General features: G+C 27.1%; 18 protein-coding genes. 1 reads left to right on the forward strand and 17 read right to left on the reverse strand.

Annotated elements, in window-relative coordinates; all coding sequences use genetic code 4:
- Window positions 1-66: 66 nt before the first annotated feature.
- The 3 genes from TS70_RS06950 to TS70_RS00600 all read right to left on the reverse strand — a co-directional run bounded on the left by TS70_RS06950 (window position 67) and on the right by TS70_RS00600 (window position 1576).
- A complete protein-coding gene (locus TS70_RS06950; RefSeq protein ID WP_232332198.1) occupies window positions 67-783 on the reverse strand; it encodes a hypothetical protein in 717 nt (238 codons plus the stop codon).
- 8 nt (window positions 784-791) lie between these two features.
- Complete coding sequence (gene rpiB, locus TS70_RS00595) at window positions 792-1223, reverse strand: ribose 5-phosphate isomerase B (RefSeq protein WP_198049100.1); 432 nt, start codon at window positions 1221-1223, stop codon at window positions 792-794.
- A 65-nt stretch (window positions 1224-1288) separates the two neighbouring features.
- Window positions 1289-1576: a hypothetical protein gene (locus TS70_RS00600; RefSeq protein WP_198049101.1), complete on the reverse strand. Its 288-nt coding sequence runs from the start codon at window positions 1574-1576 to the stop codon at window positions 1289-1291.
- A gap of 143 nt (window positions 1577-1719) precedes the next feature.
- On the opposite strand from TS70_RS00600, the gene rpsT reads away from it, so the two are divergent.
- Entirely contained in the window at window positions 1720-1971 is a 252-nt protein-coding gene (gene rpsT, locus TS70_RS00605) for a 30S ribosomal protein S20 (protein WP_127092353.1), read from the forward strand.
- A 77-nt stretch (window positions 1972-2048) separates the two neighbouring features.
- Here the strand turns inward: rpsT and TS70_RS00610 are convergent, their stop codons facing one another.
- The 14 genes from TS70_RS00610 to TS70_RS00670 form a co-directional block, all read right to left on the reverse strand.
- Entirely contained in the window at window positions 2049-3536 is a 1488-nt protein-coding gene (locus TS70_RS00610; RefSeq protein WP_198049102.1) for a hypothetical protein, read from the reverse strand.
- Window positions 3537-3565: 29 nt separating this feature from the next.
- Complete coding sequence (gene holA, locus TS70_RS00615; protein ID WP_040094278.1) at window positions 3566-4531, reverse strand: DNA polymerase III subunit delta; 966 nt, start codon at window positions 4529-4531, stop codon at window positions 3566-3568.
- A gap of 79 nt (window positions 4532-4610) precedes the next feature.
- Window positions 4611-5366, reverse strand: coding sequence for a ComEC/Rec2 family competence protein (locus TS70_RS00620; protein ID WP_105629020.1), 756 nt, complete (start codon window positions 5364-5366; stop codon window positions 4611-4613).
- A 203-nt stretch (window positions 5367-5569) separates the two neighbouring features.
- Window positions 5570-6405, reverse strand: a protein-coding gene (locus TS70_RS00625) for an IS5 family transposase (RefSeq protein WP_105628856.1) whose coding sequence is annotated in 2 segments (ribosomal slippage) — window positions 5570-6009 and window positions 6009-6405 — 837 coding nt in all. Because the reading frame shifts where the segments join, the coding sequence is not laid out codon by codon here.
- Window positions 6406-6471: 66 nt separating this feature from the next.
- Window positions 6472-7320, reverse strand: a complete 849-nt coding sequence (locus TS70_RS06955; protein ID WP_052443552.1) for a ComEC/Rec2 family competence protein — start codon at window positions 7318-7320, stop codon at window positions 6472-6474.
- Window positions 7292-7732, reverse strand: coding sequence for a hypothetical protein (locus TS70_RS06960; RefSeq protein WP_232332200.1), 441 nt, complete (start codon window positions 7730-7732; stop codon window positions 7292-7294). The genes TS70_RS06955 and TS70_RS06960 overlap by 29 nt, the downstream gene beginning before the upstream one ends.
- 10 nt (window positions 7733-7742) lie before the next feature.
- Entirely contained in the window at window positions 7743-8300 is a 558-nt protein-coding gene (locus TS70_RS00635; protein WP_232332201.1) for a hypothetical protein, read from the reverse strand.
- A gap of 69 nt (window positions 8301-8369) precedes the next feature.
- Window positions 8370-10880, reverse strand: a complete 2511-nt coding sequence (locus tag TS70_RS08245; protein ID WP_241460070.1) for an ABC transporter permease subunit — start codon at window positions 10878-10880, stop codon at window positions 8370-8372.
- A gap of 85 nt (window positions 10881-10965) precedes the next feature.
- Window positions 10966-11934 carry a spermidine/putrescine ABC transporter permease gene (gene potB, locus TS70_RS08250; protein ID WP_198049104.1) on the reverse strand — a complete coding sequence of 323 codons (969 nt, stop codon included), beginning with the start codon at window positions 11932-11934 and terminating at the stop codon, window positions 10966-10968.
- Between the two features lie 12 nt (window positions 11935-11946).
- Window positions 11947-12999, reverse strand: a complete 1053-nt coding sequence (gene potA / locus TS70_RS00650; RefSeq protein ID WP_127092534.1) for a spermidine/putrescine ABC transporter ATP-binding protein — start codon at window positions 12997-12999, stop codon at window positions 11947-11949.
- A 20-nt stretch (window positions 13000-13019) separates the two neighbouring features.
- Window positions 13020-13553: a helix-turn-helix domain-containing protein gene (locus TS70_RS08255; RefSeq protein WP_040094289.1), complete on the reverse strand. Its 534-nt coding sequence runs from the start codon at window positions 13551-13553 to the stop codon at window positions 13020-13022.
- A gap of 115 nt (window positions 13554-13668) precedes the next feature.
- Window positions 13669-14490 (reverse strand): Cof-type HAD-IIB family hydrolase, encoded by an 822-nt coding sequence (locus tag TS70_RS00660; protein ID WP_040094290.1) that lies wholly within the window; start codon window positions 14488-14490, stop codon window positions 13669-13671.
- 44 nt (window positions 14491-14534) lie between these two features.
- On the reverse strand, window positions 14535-15686 hold the full coding sequence (gene metK / locus TS70_RS00665; protein WP_198049105.1) for a methionine adenosyltransferase: 1152 nt from the start codon (window positions 15684-15686) through the stop codon (window positions 14535-14537).
- Window positions 15687-15942: 256 nt separating this feature from the next.
- Window positions 15943-16884 carry a hypothetical protein gene (locus TS70_RS00670; protein ID WP_040094294.1) on the reverse strand — a complete coding sequence of 314 codons (942 nt, stop codon included), beginning with the start codon at window positions 16882-16884 and terminating at the stop codon, window positions 15943-15945.
- Between the last annotated feature and the right edge of the window lie 13 nt (window positions 16885-16897).

Consider the following 16897-nt stretch of genomic DNA (forward strand, 5'->3'; position numbering starts at 1 on the left):
ACCTTGACTTAGTTCTCTTAATATTGCGACAAAAAATAACAAAACAAAAATAATAACAACTTTTCATTATGAAAACGGCGGAAGTTGTTTTAATACTGGTGGCTGAAATGCACCAATATTACTCTTAATTTCTGGCAAATAAAAACAAAAGATCATCGCAAATATTAACAAACCAAAAATAGTTCCAAAAATAACATAATGTAATGTTAAAGGATTTTGATTAAAATTTTTTACAAACATTAAAAAATTTGCTCCTGCCATATTAGCTAAAAATACAACTGGTAAGTTTAAAGCAATTGTTAAAAACGGATTAGTTTGATATAAATAAACTTCATTAAAACTTAAATATCATATTGAATTGGTTGAAACACCAAATCCAAACGCAATGGTACAAATAATCATTGCCCCTCAATTATGTGGCAAAATTAAAACTAATAAAATTCCAAAAAGCATTAACCCATATGAAATCCACAATCACAGTTTCCGGCTACGAACCAAAGCAGTAATTCATGCTCCTGGAATAAAAAAGATGGCAGCATAAAACGAAGTACTAACGGCAAATAAAATTGCAATTGAAGTAATGTTTTTTGCAAAATCAAAAATAATAAAATTATAGTTTAAAGTTAATGTACATGATAATGCTAATCAAAAACAAAAATGCTGAACAATAAAAACTCATTGCCAAAAAGATTTTGCTCCTTTTTTAACCAAACCAATAACATAAGCAATCATTACTAATATTGTTAAAAAAGGATACAAAATTAAACTATCTCAATTATTCATAACAATAATTACAGTTTATTAAGTTTATCAATACGTAACGCATGACGTCCCGCATCAAAACTAGTATTTAAAAATGTTTCAACAATTCAAATTGCATTTTGAATAGCAATAACACGGGCCCCTAATGCCAAAACATTTGCATTATTGTGTTCACGTGCTAATTTAGCTAAATTTGTTTCATTGCACAACGTTGCTCTTACTCCTTTTACTTTGTTGGCTGCAATTGAAATTCCAATTCCCGTTCCACAAATGACAATGCCAAGACTATCTTTTTCTTGCATCACTTTTTCACCAACTGCTTGACCCAAGTCTGGATAATCCACTGCCGCATCACTATTTGTCCCTAAATTAATAACTTGATGTTTTTGATCTGTTAAATATTTAACAATTGCGTTTTTCATCTCAACACCAGTATGATCGTTCCCTATAATCACTTTCATAGTTTCTTTTCTCCTTTGCCTATATTTTAACTATAACACATCTTCCTCATGAAAACACTTAGACCCTAATTTTGGGTAATTACATCAAGTAATTTTTTTGGACTTATTTGTGTTACAGTCACAATTAAACGCTGTTGTTTTTCAACAACAACATATAAATTACCCTCTAAATCATCTAATTTAATATATAAATTACTCCTTGTTTCAATCCGATCAGAAGAGTTGTCAATCATTTTAATAATTTTATCTTTAATGATTCAATCATTTTCATTCTTAAAAAGTGGAATTCGTTCCCGAATCCGTTGTAAACCATGAAAAGAAAATCCTAACTTATGTTGATAATAATAACTCATGCCCGTAGCTCCTATTACCTTTATTATACATATAATCAAGAAAAAAGTTATAAATTATCGAGAAAAAGTACTACTTTTCTTTACACCTTTTTATCTATTTGCTATAATTCCTTTGTGTCTTAAAAAATGAAAGGAGACCTAACATGGCTAATATTAAATCACAAATTAAAAGAGTTGCAACAAATGCAAAAGCTAATTTAGCAAATAAATCTTTTAAATCTTCAATAAAAACTGCAATTAAAAAAGCAGAATTTGCAATCAATGCAAATGATGCAAATGCAACAGAACTAGTTAGCACAGCAATTAGTTTAGTGGATAAAGCAGTTACTAAAGGAATTTATCATGCTAATAAAGCTGCTCGTGTTAAAAGTAAATTAATGCTTAAAGCAAATTAATTACGCATCCTTTTTCAAAATAGACAACAGTATTAAAATAAAAAGTTTTCATAATTAATTTATGAAAACTTTTTATTTTAATTATCTTTCTTACGATCTGAGTCATCTTTTTCAAAAACATTGTCATCTTTAAATTCATCATCAAACAGCGTTGGGTCCATTTCGTATTTTTGACCACTCATCATTGCTGTCACTGCTTTTTGATATTCTGTATTAGCACGAATCAATTTATTGCGATCTACTTTAGGTGCTAAAACAGCTAAAATAACAACCATAATTCCAGCAATTAGACCAATAATCATTGAAATAATTGTAAAAATTCGTAAAACTTGATAAGTTGTATTATTATATACTTCATTTATTAAACTTTTAATTGTTTCAGCCAAATCAGAATCTGGCAATAATAACCCACCAGTAATGTCTAATCCGGGGTCGTTTTTAATAATTACTCCATTGTTAGGAACTGAGCTTTTATTAAAATATTTCTCAACCATATTTGGTAGTAAAACTTGAATTAATGATAACGCAGAATATAATAAAATCACAATTGACAACACAACTGGTCAAAAACGAACAACATAGTTATCTCGTTTAAAACGTTTTTTCCCTAATAACTCATAGCTCAAGAAAATTCCCGGTAAGATTGATAGAATCCCAGAAAATGTTTGTAAACCAGCGGACAACATTAATGAGAAGTTATACTGCGAACCAAAAGCAAATGCTTCTTTACTAAAATTATTATTCCCATTATGTAAGGCAGAATCTGCTCCTCCACCAACAATAATCGATAATTTTGTTTCCGGAATTGTATAAACAATTACTTTTGTATCTAAGCGGATATTTAAATAAGAAGTTAAAAATCATAGAATTACTAATAAAACCGACGCCAGAATTACAATACCAGCAACAATTTTTTTCAAAAGCGGCATATATTTTGGTTTTGAAGTATAAAAGTAAAAACGAGGATCCAATCGCGGTGGAACTGGCATATTAGCCATTTGTTGCATCATCTGCGACATATCAAAATTATTTGGATCAGGAAAGTTAGGTCCCATCCCGCCCATAGCAGCACCCGCACTAGCAATTGTTGGTCCTGTTTGGTCCCGTAATTCATCTAATTCTTTTTCGTTAGTTTTAATTTTTAATTTATCTTGTGCATTTTCAACTGCTTTTTTATCAGTAAAATCAGCTGTTGCATCAATTAATTCATTTGTAATCACATTTTCTCTCGTAATATAACTTTTTTCAACTTCAAAATTTTGAACAATATATTGTACAAATTCAACATATTCTTCATCTAACGAGTTAAAAGTAGCCCCATCAACTTTTTCAATTGTTTCTGATTCATTGGTAATATCGGCTAAGACTTGTGCAAATGAAAGAGTAAACTTATTATCATTTAAATTTGCATTAAATTCTTTTTCTAATGTCAATAGGTTACAAATTTGCTGAATTACTAATTTTTTAAACTCTGGATTAACGATTACTTGTGCCTTTATATTGTCATCATTAAATGTATTGTATAATGTATAAACTATATGAGCATATAATTTATTTTCTTTCATTTGTTTCCCTCGTCTTTCTTTGCTATAGTTTAATTTATATCAAATAATTTAATTAAATACAAATCACTACTAATTTCTTTCCTTATTATACCCTTTTTTATATTATAATCAATTCAAAATAATTCCTTAATAATATTATTTGCTTTTTTGATACTAAAATTATGCATATGTTCAGCAATTTTTTTAACCCGAAAAGGATGAATTTGTAGAATTTCAGCAATTTGGGATGGTGTTTTCTTTAAAGCAGATAATACAATAATATCTCTTGTAAAAATAACACTATTAGTAATTAAAGCTAACAAAGCAATACTACTTAATCCCCGTTCTTGCAAATAATGATAATTAATTAGAAAATTATTTAAATCATTTTTTAATAGGTCATCAACCAATTTAAAAATATCCGTATCCAAATATTTTGTCATATTATTTTCAATTAAATCATCGGTTATCACTTTATCAATTAAAAGTAATTTTTTTAGTTCATTTTTAATAATATATAAATTATTTGGTAAATATTCAACAATTTTATTAATTAAATTTTGCTTAATTGTTCCATTATTTTTAACAATATAATTATCAATAAATTTTGTTAATTCATTGTATGATAAATTAGTTGCTTTTAAAACACTAGTTAATTCCAACATTTTTTTTGTTATTTTTAAACGATTACTAATATTATTTACTGGGCAAATAAAAATAATGAAAGTACTTGGATTGGGAGTTAACAAATATTCCATTAAATGGGTTAAATATTCTTTATTATCAACTTTTGTTTTAATTTTTTCTTCGGTAATAAAGTAACTATCATTAATAATGATAATTCTTTTTTCAGAAAATAATGGTATCGTATTAGCATCATTTAAAATTGTTAAAAGAGAATCTTCTAAATAACTATACTCTTGCAAATCATATTCATTATCTGGATTAATTTTCTTTAGAATTTTATTTTTTTGCATTTTAATTAAAAAAGCATCTTCCCCATATATTAAAAACATCTTTTAAAACTCCTTTAAACTGTGCTAAAAACTATGTTAAAGTAATCTTATCATAAAAGCAAATAATTAAAATGTTAACTTAAAATAATTTGAGAACTGTTTTTTTATCAATAATATGAAACTGAAGATTTCTTTTACCACCAGTAAAATAAATTTGGCAATTAACAGCTTGCAAATTTTGTAAAACTGTTGCAGCAGGATACTTTTGTTGTTTTGTTTTTTCACCAGAAATAAAACAAAACATTGGTTTTATTCTTTGCAAAAAAAGTAGATTAGAACTTGTCACCGAGCCATGATGAGCAACTTGCAATAAAGTAGCTGTTGTCAAATCTTGTTCTAATAAATTAAGTTCAATTTTTTGAGTAATATCTCCTGTTAATAAAATTTTAGTATTATTAATTTCAACTAAAACAACTAAACTATTATTATTTTCATCAGAGTCATTAATCCACCGATGTAAAACCGTAAATTTCATTCCTCCAAATCTAATTCTTGTTAACTTAGTATTATTATAAATAATTTGTTTAACTAAAAAATAATTTTGCACTCCTAATAAATTATTATAATGATCATCATGTTGATGTGAAATAAAAACAGCATCAACTCAATTAACTCCTGCTCATCGTAAATAATTACTTACTAATTGTTTTGACCGACCCCTATCCACACCAGCATCATACAGAACAGTTCTTAAAGTTCGGTTATCTTGAAAAACAATTGTTTGACCATTACCAACATTTAGCATTGTCATAGAATAATTAGCATTAAACAAAGTATTTTGAAAACTACTACAAAGTAAAAAAGTATTAACCCAAAAGCAAGGATCTTTTTTCATAACCCAATACTATTAATAACACTTAATAAAATAAGATAATAGACTTCTTGCATTACTTGTTAAAAAATTGCAAATATTTGTAAAAAAGATACTAATAGAAAAATATAATTTTAATTAATTATGTTTTTTATTTAAAAATTTAATATTTTTCCACAACGAAAAATTAATTTATTATTTAAATTATTTAATTTTAAATAAATATTTTATGTTAAATATAATAATTGTAAATTATAAATTGAGGCAATTAAATTAAATCTTAAACCAAATCTTTTTCTTCGATTACGATATTTTTCTGTAATAATTTTAAATTTTTTAAGAATAGCAAAAATATTTTCAATAATAATTCTCATTTTTGAAACTAGTCTATTATATTGCTTTTGTTCTTTGTTTAAAGGGTTTTTCTTTGTTTTCTTTGTAGGTATTAGAACATTATTGTGATTTTTTTGTATTCCTTGATAACCACTATCAACTATTAATTTGGTATTTTTTAAAATTGGGATTTTTGATTCTTTAAATAAAGCATAATCATGTTTTTTTCCGAGCGAAAAACTTGTTGCAATAATTTTTTTGGTTTCTTGTTCGATAATTACTTGTGTTTTGATCGTGTGTTTTTTCTTTTTACCAGAATAAGATTGTTTTTGTCTTTTTTTGGGCGTTGGATTGGAGTTTCGGTAGCATCAATAATAATAGTTTTATCATTAAAATAATCATTTATTAGTGCTTTTTTACCAGCAAGTTGTTGAAAATCAGAGTTTTTAATTAAAATATCTTCAATTCACTTAATATTACGATAACAATTAGCCTCACTAATATCAAAACTTTTACCAAGATGAAAATAAGTCTGATATTCTCGTCAATATAATAAAGTCATCAATAATCTATTTTCTAATGATAATTTATTAGTTTTACCACCTTTTTTAAATTTTTCTATTTCAGCAACTTTTAAAATATCTAACATTTTATTAAAAGTGGATTTTTTTATTCCTGTTAATCTTAACCATTCTCTATCATTAAGAGTATTAAATTTATTATTGTTCATATTTTTATGTCCTCATAAATTATATTTTATAATAATATTTTAATAAAAAAGGGTATCGCAAGAAGTCTAATATAAAACAATATAACCAATATTAACAGCACCAATATTTCATACTAAATTAATTTTTGTACAAAGAATAACATAGTTCCTTAATAACAAATAAAAATATTGGTAAACAAAATAACAAGGTGGTAAGCAAATAATTAGAAATGAAAGGAAATAAATTAACACTAAAATTGGTGTTAATAACAAATTAAACAACATACTAGAAAAATTTAAATGATAATTAAAATACATTGTCCAACCAAGTAATACAACAAAAATCATAAAATTATAATAAAATAATTTTTGATAAAAAGTAAAGTGCTTTGTCCTTGTTTGAAAAGTAAAAATAAATAATGTTACTGTAAAACTATACCAGAAACTACTTGATAAAAAACTATACGGAAAAAATAATAATACTAAGAAAACATTTAATCCTCATATTTTGTGCAACGATAATTTTTTTTGTAAAAAATGAGTGTTAAACAATGAAAGGGTTAATAAAATAACAGCTTTAACGCTTGCAAAAGAGTAGTTTAAAAGATATAAATAAAAAAGTAAGAAACCATAAATGAAATAATAATAAATTTTTTTTCGAAAAATTTGCTGAAATAATTTATCTAAAAAACAAAATAAAATATTAATATGATATCCCGAAACAATTAATAAATGAATGACCCCTATTTTGACAAAATCGTTATACAAATTAAGTGTTGTTTTTGCTTTCTGACCAAACAAAATAAAATAAATTGTATCCTTTGTTAAATCATCATAATTATTAAAGAAATTTGTTATTTTGGCAAGAATACTAGTTCCTGTTTTAACTTCTATTATTTTTGTTAAGTTAAATTGATAAAAAAATATTGTTCGCATTTAATCAAGCGTGGCGATTTAATTCATAAATATTAGATGATGAGATAATTGCCGAATAATATCCTTGTAAACGAACTTGATTATGCACCTCAAAATTAAGCGTTGTTTTCAAAAAATATTGTTTTCAACCAATTTGCAAATAATAATAACCTACCCCCTTCTTTTGAATCTGCCCAGTAACAATTTGATTGTGATAAAAATTTGGTTGCTTTAAATAATAAGATAAAATTGCTAACACAATAATCGCTAAAATTAATATTCATAAATGAATTCTTCGTTGTTGTCAAATTAAAACAAAACCTAAAATAAAAATAACTAAAATAGCATAATAACTATTTATCAAAAGTAAATAATTAAAAAGAATTATTCCTCCAAGTAAAATAAAATCTGCTTTTTTAAAAAAACAATACATCTGTTTTAGATTAAAAAACACAAAACAACCTAATAATATTAAAATATTTTAAATAACTACCACTTAAATATTGTTGTAATTTAGTAATGATAATCTTAGAAGAATTTACTTTATCTTGCAAAATTTTGATAACTTTTGATTGCAGAAAATTTGGAATTAAAACTTGTTTTAAAAGTTGTTTTGTTAATAATTGCCGTGGATATCATTTAATATATTGTGCTGTTGGAATTAGTCCAATTGTTGATATTTGCTGATATTTTTTTTGCAAAATATTTTTATGAATTGGAGCAAAAACATTAAAATCAAACTGATAATTTAATAAAATTGTTTCAATTGTTCAACCAACCATTTCCGCAGAAATTCAAACAGGAGTTGGAATTACTTTTGGTTGTGCTAATGGTAAATTATATTTATTTGTAAAAATTATTTTGTAATCATATTTTCGGAGGTCTTTTTCTACAAAATTATTAACATTTATTCGTCAAGAAAATAAAAAATAAATTAAAGTAACTAAAATACCAAATAATATTGTAAAAATAAAATATCCCTTCTTTTTAACAAAAACCACCCGCTTTCAACTTATGATATAATCATTGTCTTTTCATTTTCCTTGCAAGAAAAAAGAGATGATACATCTCTAATTCTTCCCAGCAATTAAAATATTATATTTATCTAAAAGATAAGTATCTAAGTCAGTCAACATAAATGGACCGTCGGAAATTTGTGGTTTAGCAATATACTGTTGAAGCGTCTCATCAAATCTTGCCACCGGTACATAATCACGACGATAGTTAACCATTGTTCCTGATTCGGGATCATGAACATTACTATAATAGTTGTAATTATTTTCATAATCCATAACTTGTTGATAAGGTGAAGTATAATTTGCTTCTTCTGTTAGTGCTGTTGCATTTTGAACAACATAATTCATAAACTTATAAGCTAAATCTTTGTGTTTAGCATCTTTTGCTAATACCATATTATCACTTCAAATATTAGTTCCTTCAGTTGTTTGTGATGTTCACTGGGTTGTTGCACGGGGACGAGTAATAATTAATTTTGTACCGCTGGCTTCTTTTCTACTATTTGCAAATAATGTGTCAGCATAAATCGCATCACCATTATACATAAATGCAAAATCAAAGTTTCCATCACCAACAGCATTAAGTAATTCATCATTCATCAAAGCAACATTATTGTTTTTTAATAATGTTGTTAATTGATTATAATCAACATCAACTTGGCTTTGTGTTTTTGGAATTAGTCTAAAATAATTTTTTTCATTTGCTAGCATAAATAAATTTCGTGGATCATTATTTACTAAAACTCGTTTTTTAGCTGCTGCTTGCCAAAGAATATCTCATGAAATACCATTTGAATAAATATTATTGTGAGTTACTTCATTAATAGCAATTTGATCACGATTTGTTGCAGGATCTCATTGTTCACGTTTATAACCAAATTTTCCTTTTGCTGGTGCTGGTAAGTTAGTATTTGCTTTAGCAAAAATATCTTGTAAAAAATCTAAGTTACTTTTTGTTGGATTAATAACTAATGAAACTTCTCCTCAAAAGTATGGTAAACTATAATTTACAATTGTTTTAACATCAGCATTAGGTTGCCCTGCCAACTTATCAGTCCCTTTAATTTTATTTTCATTTAAGATATTTAACAAACCATTATTTAATGATGCCGCATATGTTTTATCAAAACACTTTGATTGTGTTGGGTCAATAGTTGAAACAACACAGTTTTGATAAAAATCTGGATTAATTTCTTTTACTGCAGTAATATCAATATTTAAATCATTAAAATACTGATTACCAATTGTTCATTTACCTGAATTATTTTCATTATATGTTGGATTAGGTTTAATAATATTAAAACTTTTATCAACATCATTTAGTTTTTGATAATCAATTTCTTCTAAGCGCCCTTCTTGGGCTAATTTATTGACCATATAATCACTTGGAACCATAACATCATAATGCGTTGTATATAATTTATTGTACAATGTTTCATTGCTATCATAAACACTATATTTAACTTTAACATTATATTTTTTCTCAAAATTACTAATTAAATCAGAAGTAATATAACCACCTCAATTGGCAACGGCCAAATCATAAATGTTATTACTAATATAAACCCCCGTTAATAATCCAACGGAACCAACTGAAATGACTGCTAATAATAATGGTTTTCAACTCCGTAAAAATCAACGAAATTTTTTTCGTGACATTTTGTTAATGTTCTCTTTAGTTTCTTGGCGTTCAATAAAAGTTTGTTTTTTATTTTTAATTCATACTAAGGTTTTTTCATATTTTTTTTCTAATTTAATAATTTTTCAACGTAAACGTTCTTTTTGGTTTTCACTTTGGAATTTTTTAGTATTAAGTTGATGATAAAGCAATGCTAATTTCATTTCATAACGCATAATGTCTTTATCTTTATATGTTCCTTTTAACATTTCGCGGCGTAAACGATTGTAATTAATTTTATAAATATTTCAGCCATTTCAACCAATAATAACAAAAGCAATAATTGCAATACAAATTGTTCCAAATGCATTAATGAATGGTTTGATTCGTTTCATTGTGTAAATAAATGTTGCAACGTTAACATCATCACCCCCGGTGAAATATGAAATAATGAAATCATCGAAACTCATTGCAAAAGCAATTGCAGCAGCAGCGATAATTGCTGGTTTTAAAATTGGTAAAATAATTTTACGTAAGGTTTGTGATGGTTTTGCTCCTAAATCTAATGATGCTTCAAGTAATTTTGGATCAACTTTTCGTAACCTTGGTAAAACAGTAATAATTACATAAGGTACATCAAACGAAATATGGGCCAGTACTAAGGTAAGCATTCCAAAGTTAGCTCCCAGGGCAATAAATAACATCATTAACGAAACCGCCGTAATAATATCGGCATTAATTAACGGAATATTAGTAATTGATAATGTCATTTTTTGTGTAATCTTACGGGCACGACTTAAACCAATCGCTGCTAATGTTCCAATTATAACCGAAATAACTGTTGCAATAAGGGCGGTAAAAACAGAAACAATAATACTTTGTAGAAATGGTTGTTCATTAGCAAGTTGTTTATATCAACGATCAGAAAAGTCATTAAAGATACTCATACTCTCCCCACTGTTAAATGAGAACAAAATTAGAATCATAATTGGAACATAAATAAACAACATGATTAATGCCATGTAAGATGATTTAAGAAATCTTTTCATTACGACGCCCCTTTCTTGTTTCAAAATATCTTGATAATAAGTTTGATAATACAATAATCAGAAAGACAATAATTGCTAAAATAACTGAGATTGCTGCTCCAATTCCAAAGTTTTCGCCTTTAAAGAAATATGATTCAATTACATCAACAATTAAATTAATGCGACCATTCCCCATAAACTTAACAATAATTAAAGAAGTTGCTGCTTGAACTAACAATAAAGTTCCTCCAGCAATAATTCCTGGAATTGATTGACGAAAAACAACTTTTCAAAATGTTTTAAAACCATTTGCACCCAAATCTTTTGAAGCTTCAATTAATGATTTATCAATTTTATCTAAACTATTATAAATTGGTAAAATCACAAATGGTAAAAAAGCATATACCATCCCAATTACAACTGAAATTGGGGTCCCCAATAATCCTGGCGCAATAATATTAAATAAGGTTTGTAATCCAATAATTTTTAATAACATATTAATTCAAATCGGTAAAGTTACAAGAATTCAAATATTTTTTGATAATAGTTTTGACTTACAAAAGGCCATTACATAAGCAACTGGATATGCAATTACAATTGCAATTAAAGCCGCAATAAATGAATAACCTAGTGCTAAGAGCAATGCAATTACAAATTTTCGTTCTGATAAAAAAGTTACAAAATTTTTAAAATTAATTTCAAAAACTAAACTATTTCCGGTTGGTTGAATAAATGAATATAATAAAATAATTAGTAACGGAACAACAATTAATAAAATCATAATAATAATGTATGGTCATAAAATTGGATTTAACCCTCGTTTAAATCATTTACTTTGTTTTGCCTGATAAGAAATGTTGAGATATTTTGTTCGACATCAAGCAGCAAAATGTTGTCTACGTGATTTAGCACGACTAGTTTGTTTTTTAAATCAAGTTTTAACTTTCCCTGGTGGTTTTTCTTTGTTTGCCATTATACCCTCCTCTTAATCATCAATCTCTTTTCACATAACATGAATATCTTCAACATGTCATGAAATATCAACTGTGTCATGTTCTTCAACTTTATCAGTTGAATGAATTAAGTATTTGCGATCTTTACATTTAACAATAATTTCTCAATGAACACCTTTAAAATTAACACTAGTTACTACACCGGTAAAAAATCCTTTTCCGACTGGAACAATATCAATATCTTCGGGGCGAATCATAATATCAATTTGATCCTCTTTTTCACCAAAACCACGATCAAGACATTCAAATTTCTTTCCATCAAATTGAACACAATTATCTTTTAAGAAAATAGCATTTGAAATAATATTTGAATCACCAATAAATTGTGCGGTTCAAATATTTTCTGGTTCATTATAAATTTCAGTTGGGGTTCCAACTTGCTGGATTGCACCATCATTCATTACAATAATTCGATCAGACATTGTTAGTGCTTCTTCTTGGTCGTGCGTTACTAAAATAAACGTAATACCAATCTCCCCTTGTAAAGCTTTTAGTTCAGCTTGCATTTTTTTCCGTAATTTTACATCTAACGCCGCCATTGGTTCATCTAATAATAAAACCTTTGGTTTATTAATTAAGGCACGCGCTAAAGCTACGCGCTGACGTTGCCCCCCTGATAATAATTCAACTGACTTATCTTCAAAACCTTCTAGTCCGACTAAAAAAAGAAATTTTTTAACTTCTGCTTCCAAAACATCATATTTAATTCGTTTAATTTTCAAACCATAAGCAATGTTATCAAAAACAGTTAGATGGGGAAATAAAGCATAGTTTTGAAAAACAGTATTAACCTCTCGTTTATGAACCGGAATTTTAAGATAATCTTTTCCTAAAAATAATAATTCACCACTATTTGGTTGCTCAAAACCAGCAATAATTCTTAATGTTGTTGTTTTTCCACATCCAGATGGACCTAATAATGTAACAAATTCTCCTTCTTTAATGTTTAAGTTAATCCCTTTTAAAACAACTTTCCCATCATATTGTTTTGAAATGTTACGTAACTCTAAAATATTTTTTTCCAATTTTTTTCCTTTCTAACAACTTAAAATGTTGGTGGCGTTGATATTCATAATACTTCAACGATGTCAGCTGTTTCATTTTTTAAATAATGTTGATTGTTCCCATATAAATAAAAACTATCTTTTGCTTGTGCTTTTTGTGCTTTTGGTCCAGAATAAACCATTACTGTCCCCTTTAAAACATATCCAAAAATTTCACCTTCAAATGGTAAAATCCGTTCGGATTCACAATGTGGTTTAATCTGAATTAAAATTGGTTCTAATTCGTTTGCTTGTGCATTCGGAACTAATCACTCAATGCGATAATTATCTTGTTTAACTTCATAATGATCATCTGCTTGATAAACAAACTTTTTATTTTTTTCTTGTTTAAAAAAATCTGCTAAGTTGGTGCCTAACACTTCTAAAATATTTTGAAGTGTTACAATACTAGGCGAAGAAATATCTCGTTCAAGTTGACTAATAAAACCTTTTGTTAATTCACAGCGATTAGCTAATTCTTCAATTGTTAAATTGCTTTTTTGACGTAACAACTTAATCTTCTCACCCAGTAACATATGCACCCCTCCTTTTTGTAATTGTGTTTAGTTATACTAAACTTTTTGTTTTCAAATTACAACCACATTAATTATAGGGAAAACAAAAAAAATATCAATACTTTTTTGATATTTTTTACTTTTTAAAATACTTATCAATTGCTTTAGCAACTCCGGAACGACGATAATGGGCTGTTGTATCATCAGAAATACCCTTGATATCATCTGTTGCATTTCCCATTGCAATTCCAACACCTGCTCATTTTAACATTGCATAATCATTTGAACCATCACCCATGGCAATAACTTCCGCAGGCTGAATATTATATATCTTTGTCAAATACTCTAAAGCATCTTTTTTATCACTATTTTTTGGACTAATTTCTAAATTTAAACTCTGATTTGTTAAATATGATGAATCAAAAACATTAAACTCGTATTTCACTAAAATTTTTGCTTTAAATTTTAAAACAGCTTCCTTTTTACCACTAACAACAAACTTATATGCTTGGTCGTGCAAAGTATTACTATTTTTAACTAAAATTCTTTTTCGTTTTGTATGAATACTCATTCATTTCACCATAAAACCATGGTTAGTATTAACATAGGCTAAATGATCATTAGCAACAGAATAAGCTCATAATTGAATACGATATTCATTAGCAATATTAAAAACAGTAATTAATTCTTCATTTGTAAAAGCATTTTGTTGAATAATCTTTTCCTTAGCAAAATCATAAATAATTCCACCATTAAAACCAATCACTGGAATTTGTTTTTCAATAATTCCTAATTTTTTTGTCACTTTTCGAATTGCTCCAATACTACGCCCAGTGGCAATAATTACTTTAATATCATTTGCTAACGCTCATTTAATTGCAGCAATGTTTTGTTTTGAAATTTGATTTCGATGAGCTGTTGTTCCATCCAAATCAAGCGCAATTAACTTATATTCCATTAGTTCTTTCTCCTTATTTCCTTTCTTTTAATTATATCTAAAATTTAAGAAACCAACAGATATTTGACTAAACTTTGGACTTTATCTAATTTCTCTCATGGTAATTCACTATGATAACGACCAAAATGACCATAAGTTGCTGTTTGTTGATAAATTGGTTTTTGTAATTCTAATTTTGCAATCATTGCTTGTGGTTGAAAATCAAAGTTCTCTTTAATAGCCGTTAAAATTACATCATTAGAAACCAGATTTGTTCCAAAGGTTTCAACAAAAATTGAAATTGGTTCTGCAACACCAATTGCATAAGATAATTGAATCTCACAACGTTCAGTTAATCCTGCTGCAACAATATTTTTGGCAACATAGCGTGTCATATAAGCCGCCGAACGATCAACTTTTGTTCCATCCTTACCAGAAAAAGCACCCCCGCCATGGCGAGCATAACCACCATATGTATCAACAATAATTTTCCGGCCAGTTAATCCAGCATCTCCCTTTGGTCCTCCAATTACAAAACGTCCAGTTGGATTAATCAATACTTTAAAATCTAAATTCATTTTAAATTCTTTCACAACTGGTTCCATAATTTCGGTAATAACGAATCCTTTAAATTTCTTTTCATCAATATCTTCATCATGTTGAATTGACATTAAAATTGTATCAATAAAAATATTTTTAGAATTTGTTAAATCTAATGTCACTTGTGATTTCATATCCGGACGAGCTCCGTGAAAAATTCCTTCTTTTCGTAAAATACTTGCTCTTTTAACTAATGCATGGGCTAACGAAATGGCTAATGGCATATAATTATCTGATTCGTTTGTCGCATAACCAAACATAATCCCTTGATCACCAGCGCCAAAATTATCAACCCCTTGGGAAATATCTGGTGATTGTGTTTTAATTAAAACTTCAATCTCGCAAGTTTCTCAGTCAATTCCTCATTCAGCATTATTATAACCAATTTCTTTTAACACTTTTCGCGCTACTGCTGCATAGTCAATGTTTGTTTTTGTTGTAATTTCACCGCCAATAATAACACGGTTCGTTGTAACAAAACACTCACAAGCAACTCGTGAAAACGGGTCTTCTCGTAAACAAGCATCTAAAACAGCATCAGAAATTTGATCACAAATTTTATCAGGATGTCCCTCTGAAACTGATTCAGAAGTAAATAAAATTTTCTCTTTCTTCATACCTTTTCTCCTTAATCATAAATAAAACCACATCATAATAATGTGGCATTAATAATAATATGTTTACACTTAAATTAATAGTTAACTTTATTCAATAACTAATAAATCTTATTGGTAGCATATCATCTTGCCCTGCTAAAAGCACCTTCTAATTAAATATAGGGTTGCTAGTGGATCATTGTTTAGCGTACTAACCACTTCAAAATAAGTTTTATGTTGTTACTTGACAACATATTTATTATAACTTAAAAATTAATTAATTTTGTTTTAAATTAATAATTTCTGTAAAAATTTTATGATCAATATTTTTATCAGTAAAAAGATAATGCTTTGCTACTGAAACTTTGACAATGTTAATCATTTTATTGTTAATTAAGTTTACTTTTTTATTATTATAAAATTTATCATTTTCTGCTTGAACAATTAAAGTGGTTAGTTTTATTTTATTAAGTTGTTTAAGAAGTTTTTTATTTAAATAATTAAATTGTAAAATTTGATTTAAAAAATACGTCTGTTCTTTTTGCAACATTAATTGACTATAACTTTCATTTTGACTTAAAACTTGATAATCAATGTGGATTTTAAGTAACTTATCTAAGTTAAAAATAAAACCAATACCAATACCAATTTTACTAGTAATTGAAAAACGAATTCCTTTATGATTAGTAACTGGATTAACTAAAATAACCTTTTCAACTAATGGTTGCTTTTTTAACAATAAACCAATTAAACTAATCGAAAAACCTTCTAATAACAAAATAATCTTTTGCTGTTCGTATTTATTTTTTAATGCCGTAATGACATCAAAAATGTCGTTAACTAAAACCCCAACATTTTTGATGCGCGCTGAAACATTATCCTTGACATTTCGTTGGTTAAAAGTAATAACACTTATTTTGTTTTTTAATAGCTCATCATTATTAACTAATCCCATAAAATTCTCTTTCGCTCCATATAAGTCATGCACTGCCAAAAGAATATATTCACTATCCTTATTAACTGTTCCCAATGTTGTTAATTCATACTGATCAGTAGTAAGAAAATGTTTATTTTCAATATATTCTGGTAGTTGAATTTGTCCTGGTTTGGCTTTTTTATTAAAAAGACGGTAAAATCGAAAAAGCAAATAACAGCAAAGAAAAATCCCTACGATGGCACAAATAACAATAATAAGATCTGTTTTAATAAAACTAGTCATTTAACTTCTCCTT

It is taken from the genome of Spiroplasma sp. hyd1, assembly GCF_016082235.1.
Classification (GTDB): Bacteria; Bacillota_I; Bacilli_A; order Mycoplasmatales; family Mycoplasmataceae; genus Spiroplasma; species Spiroplasma poulsonii.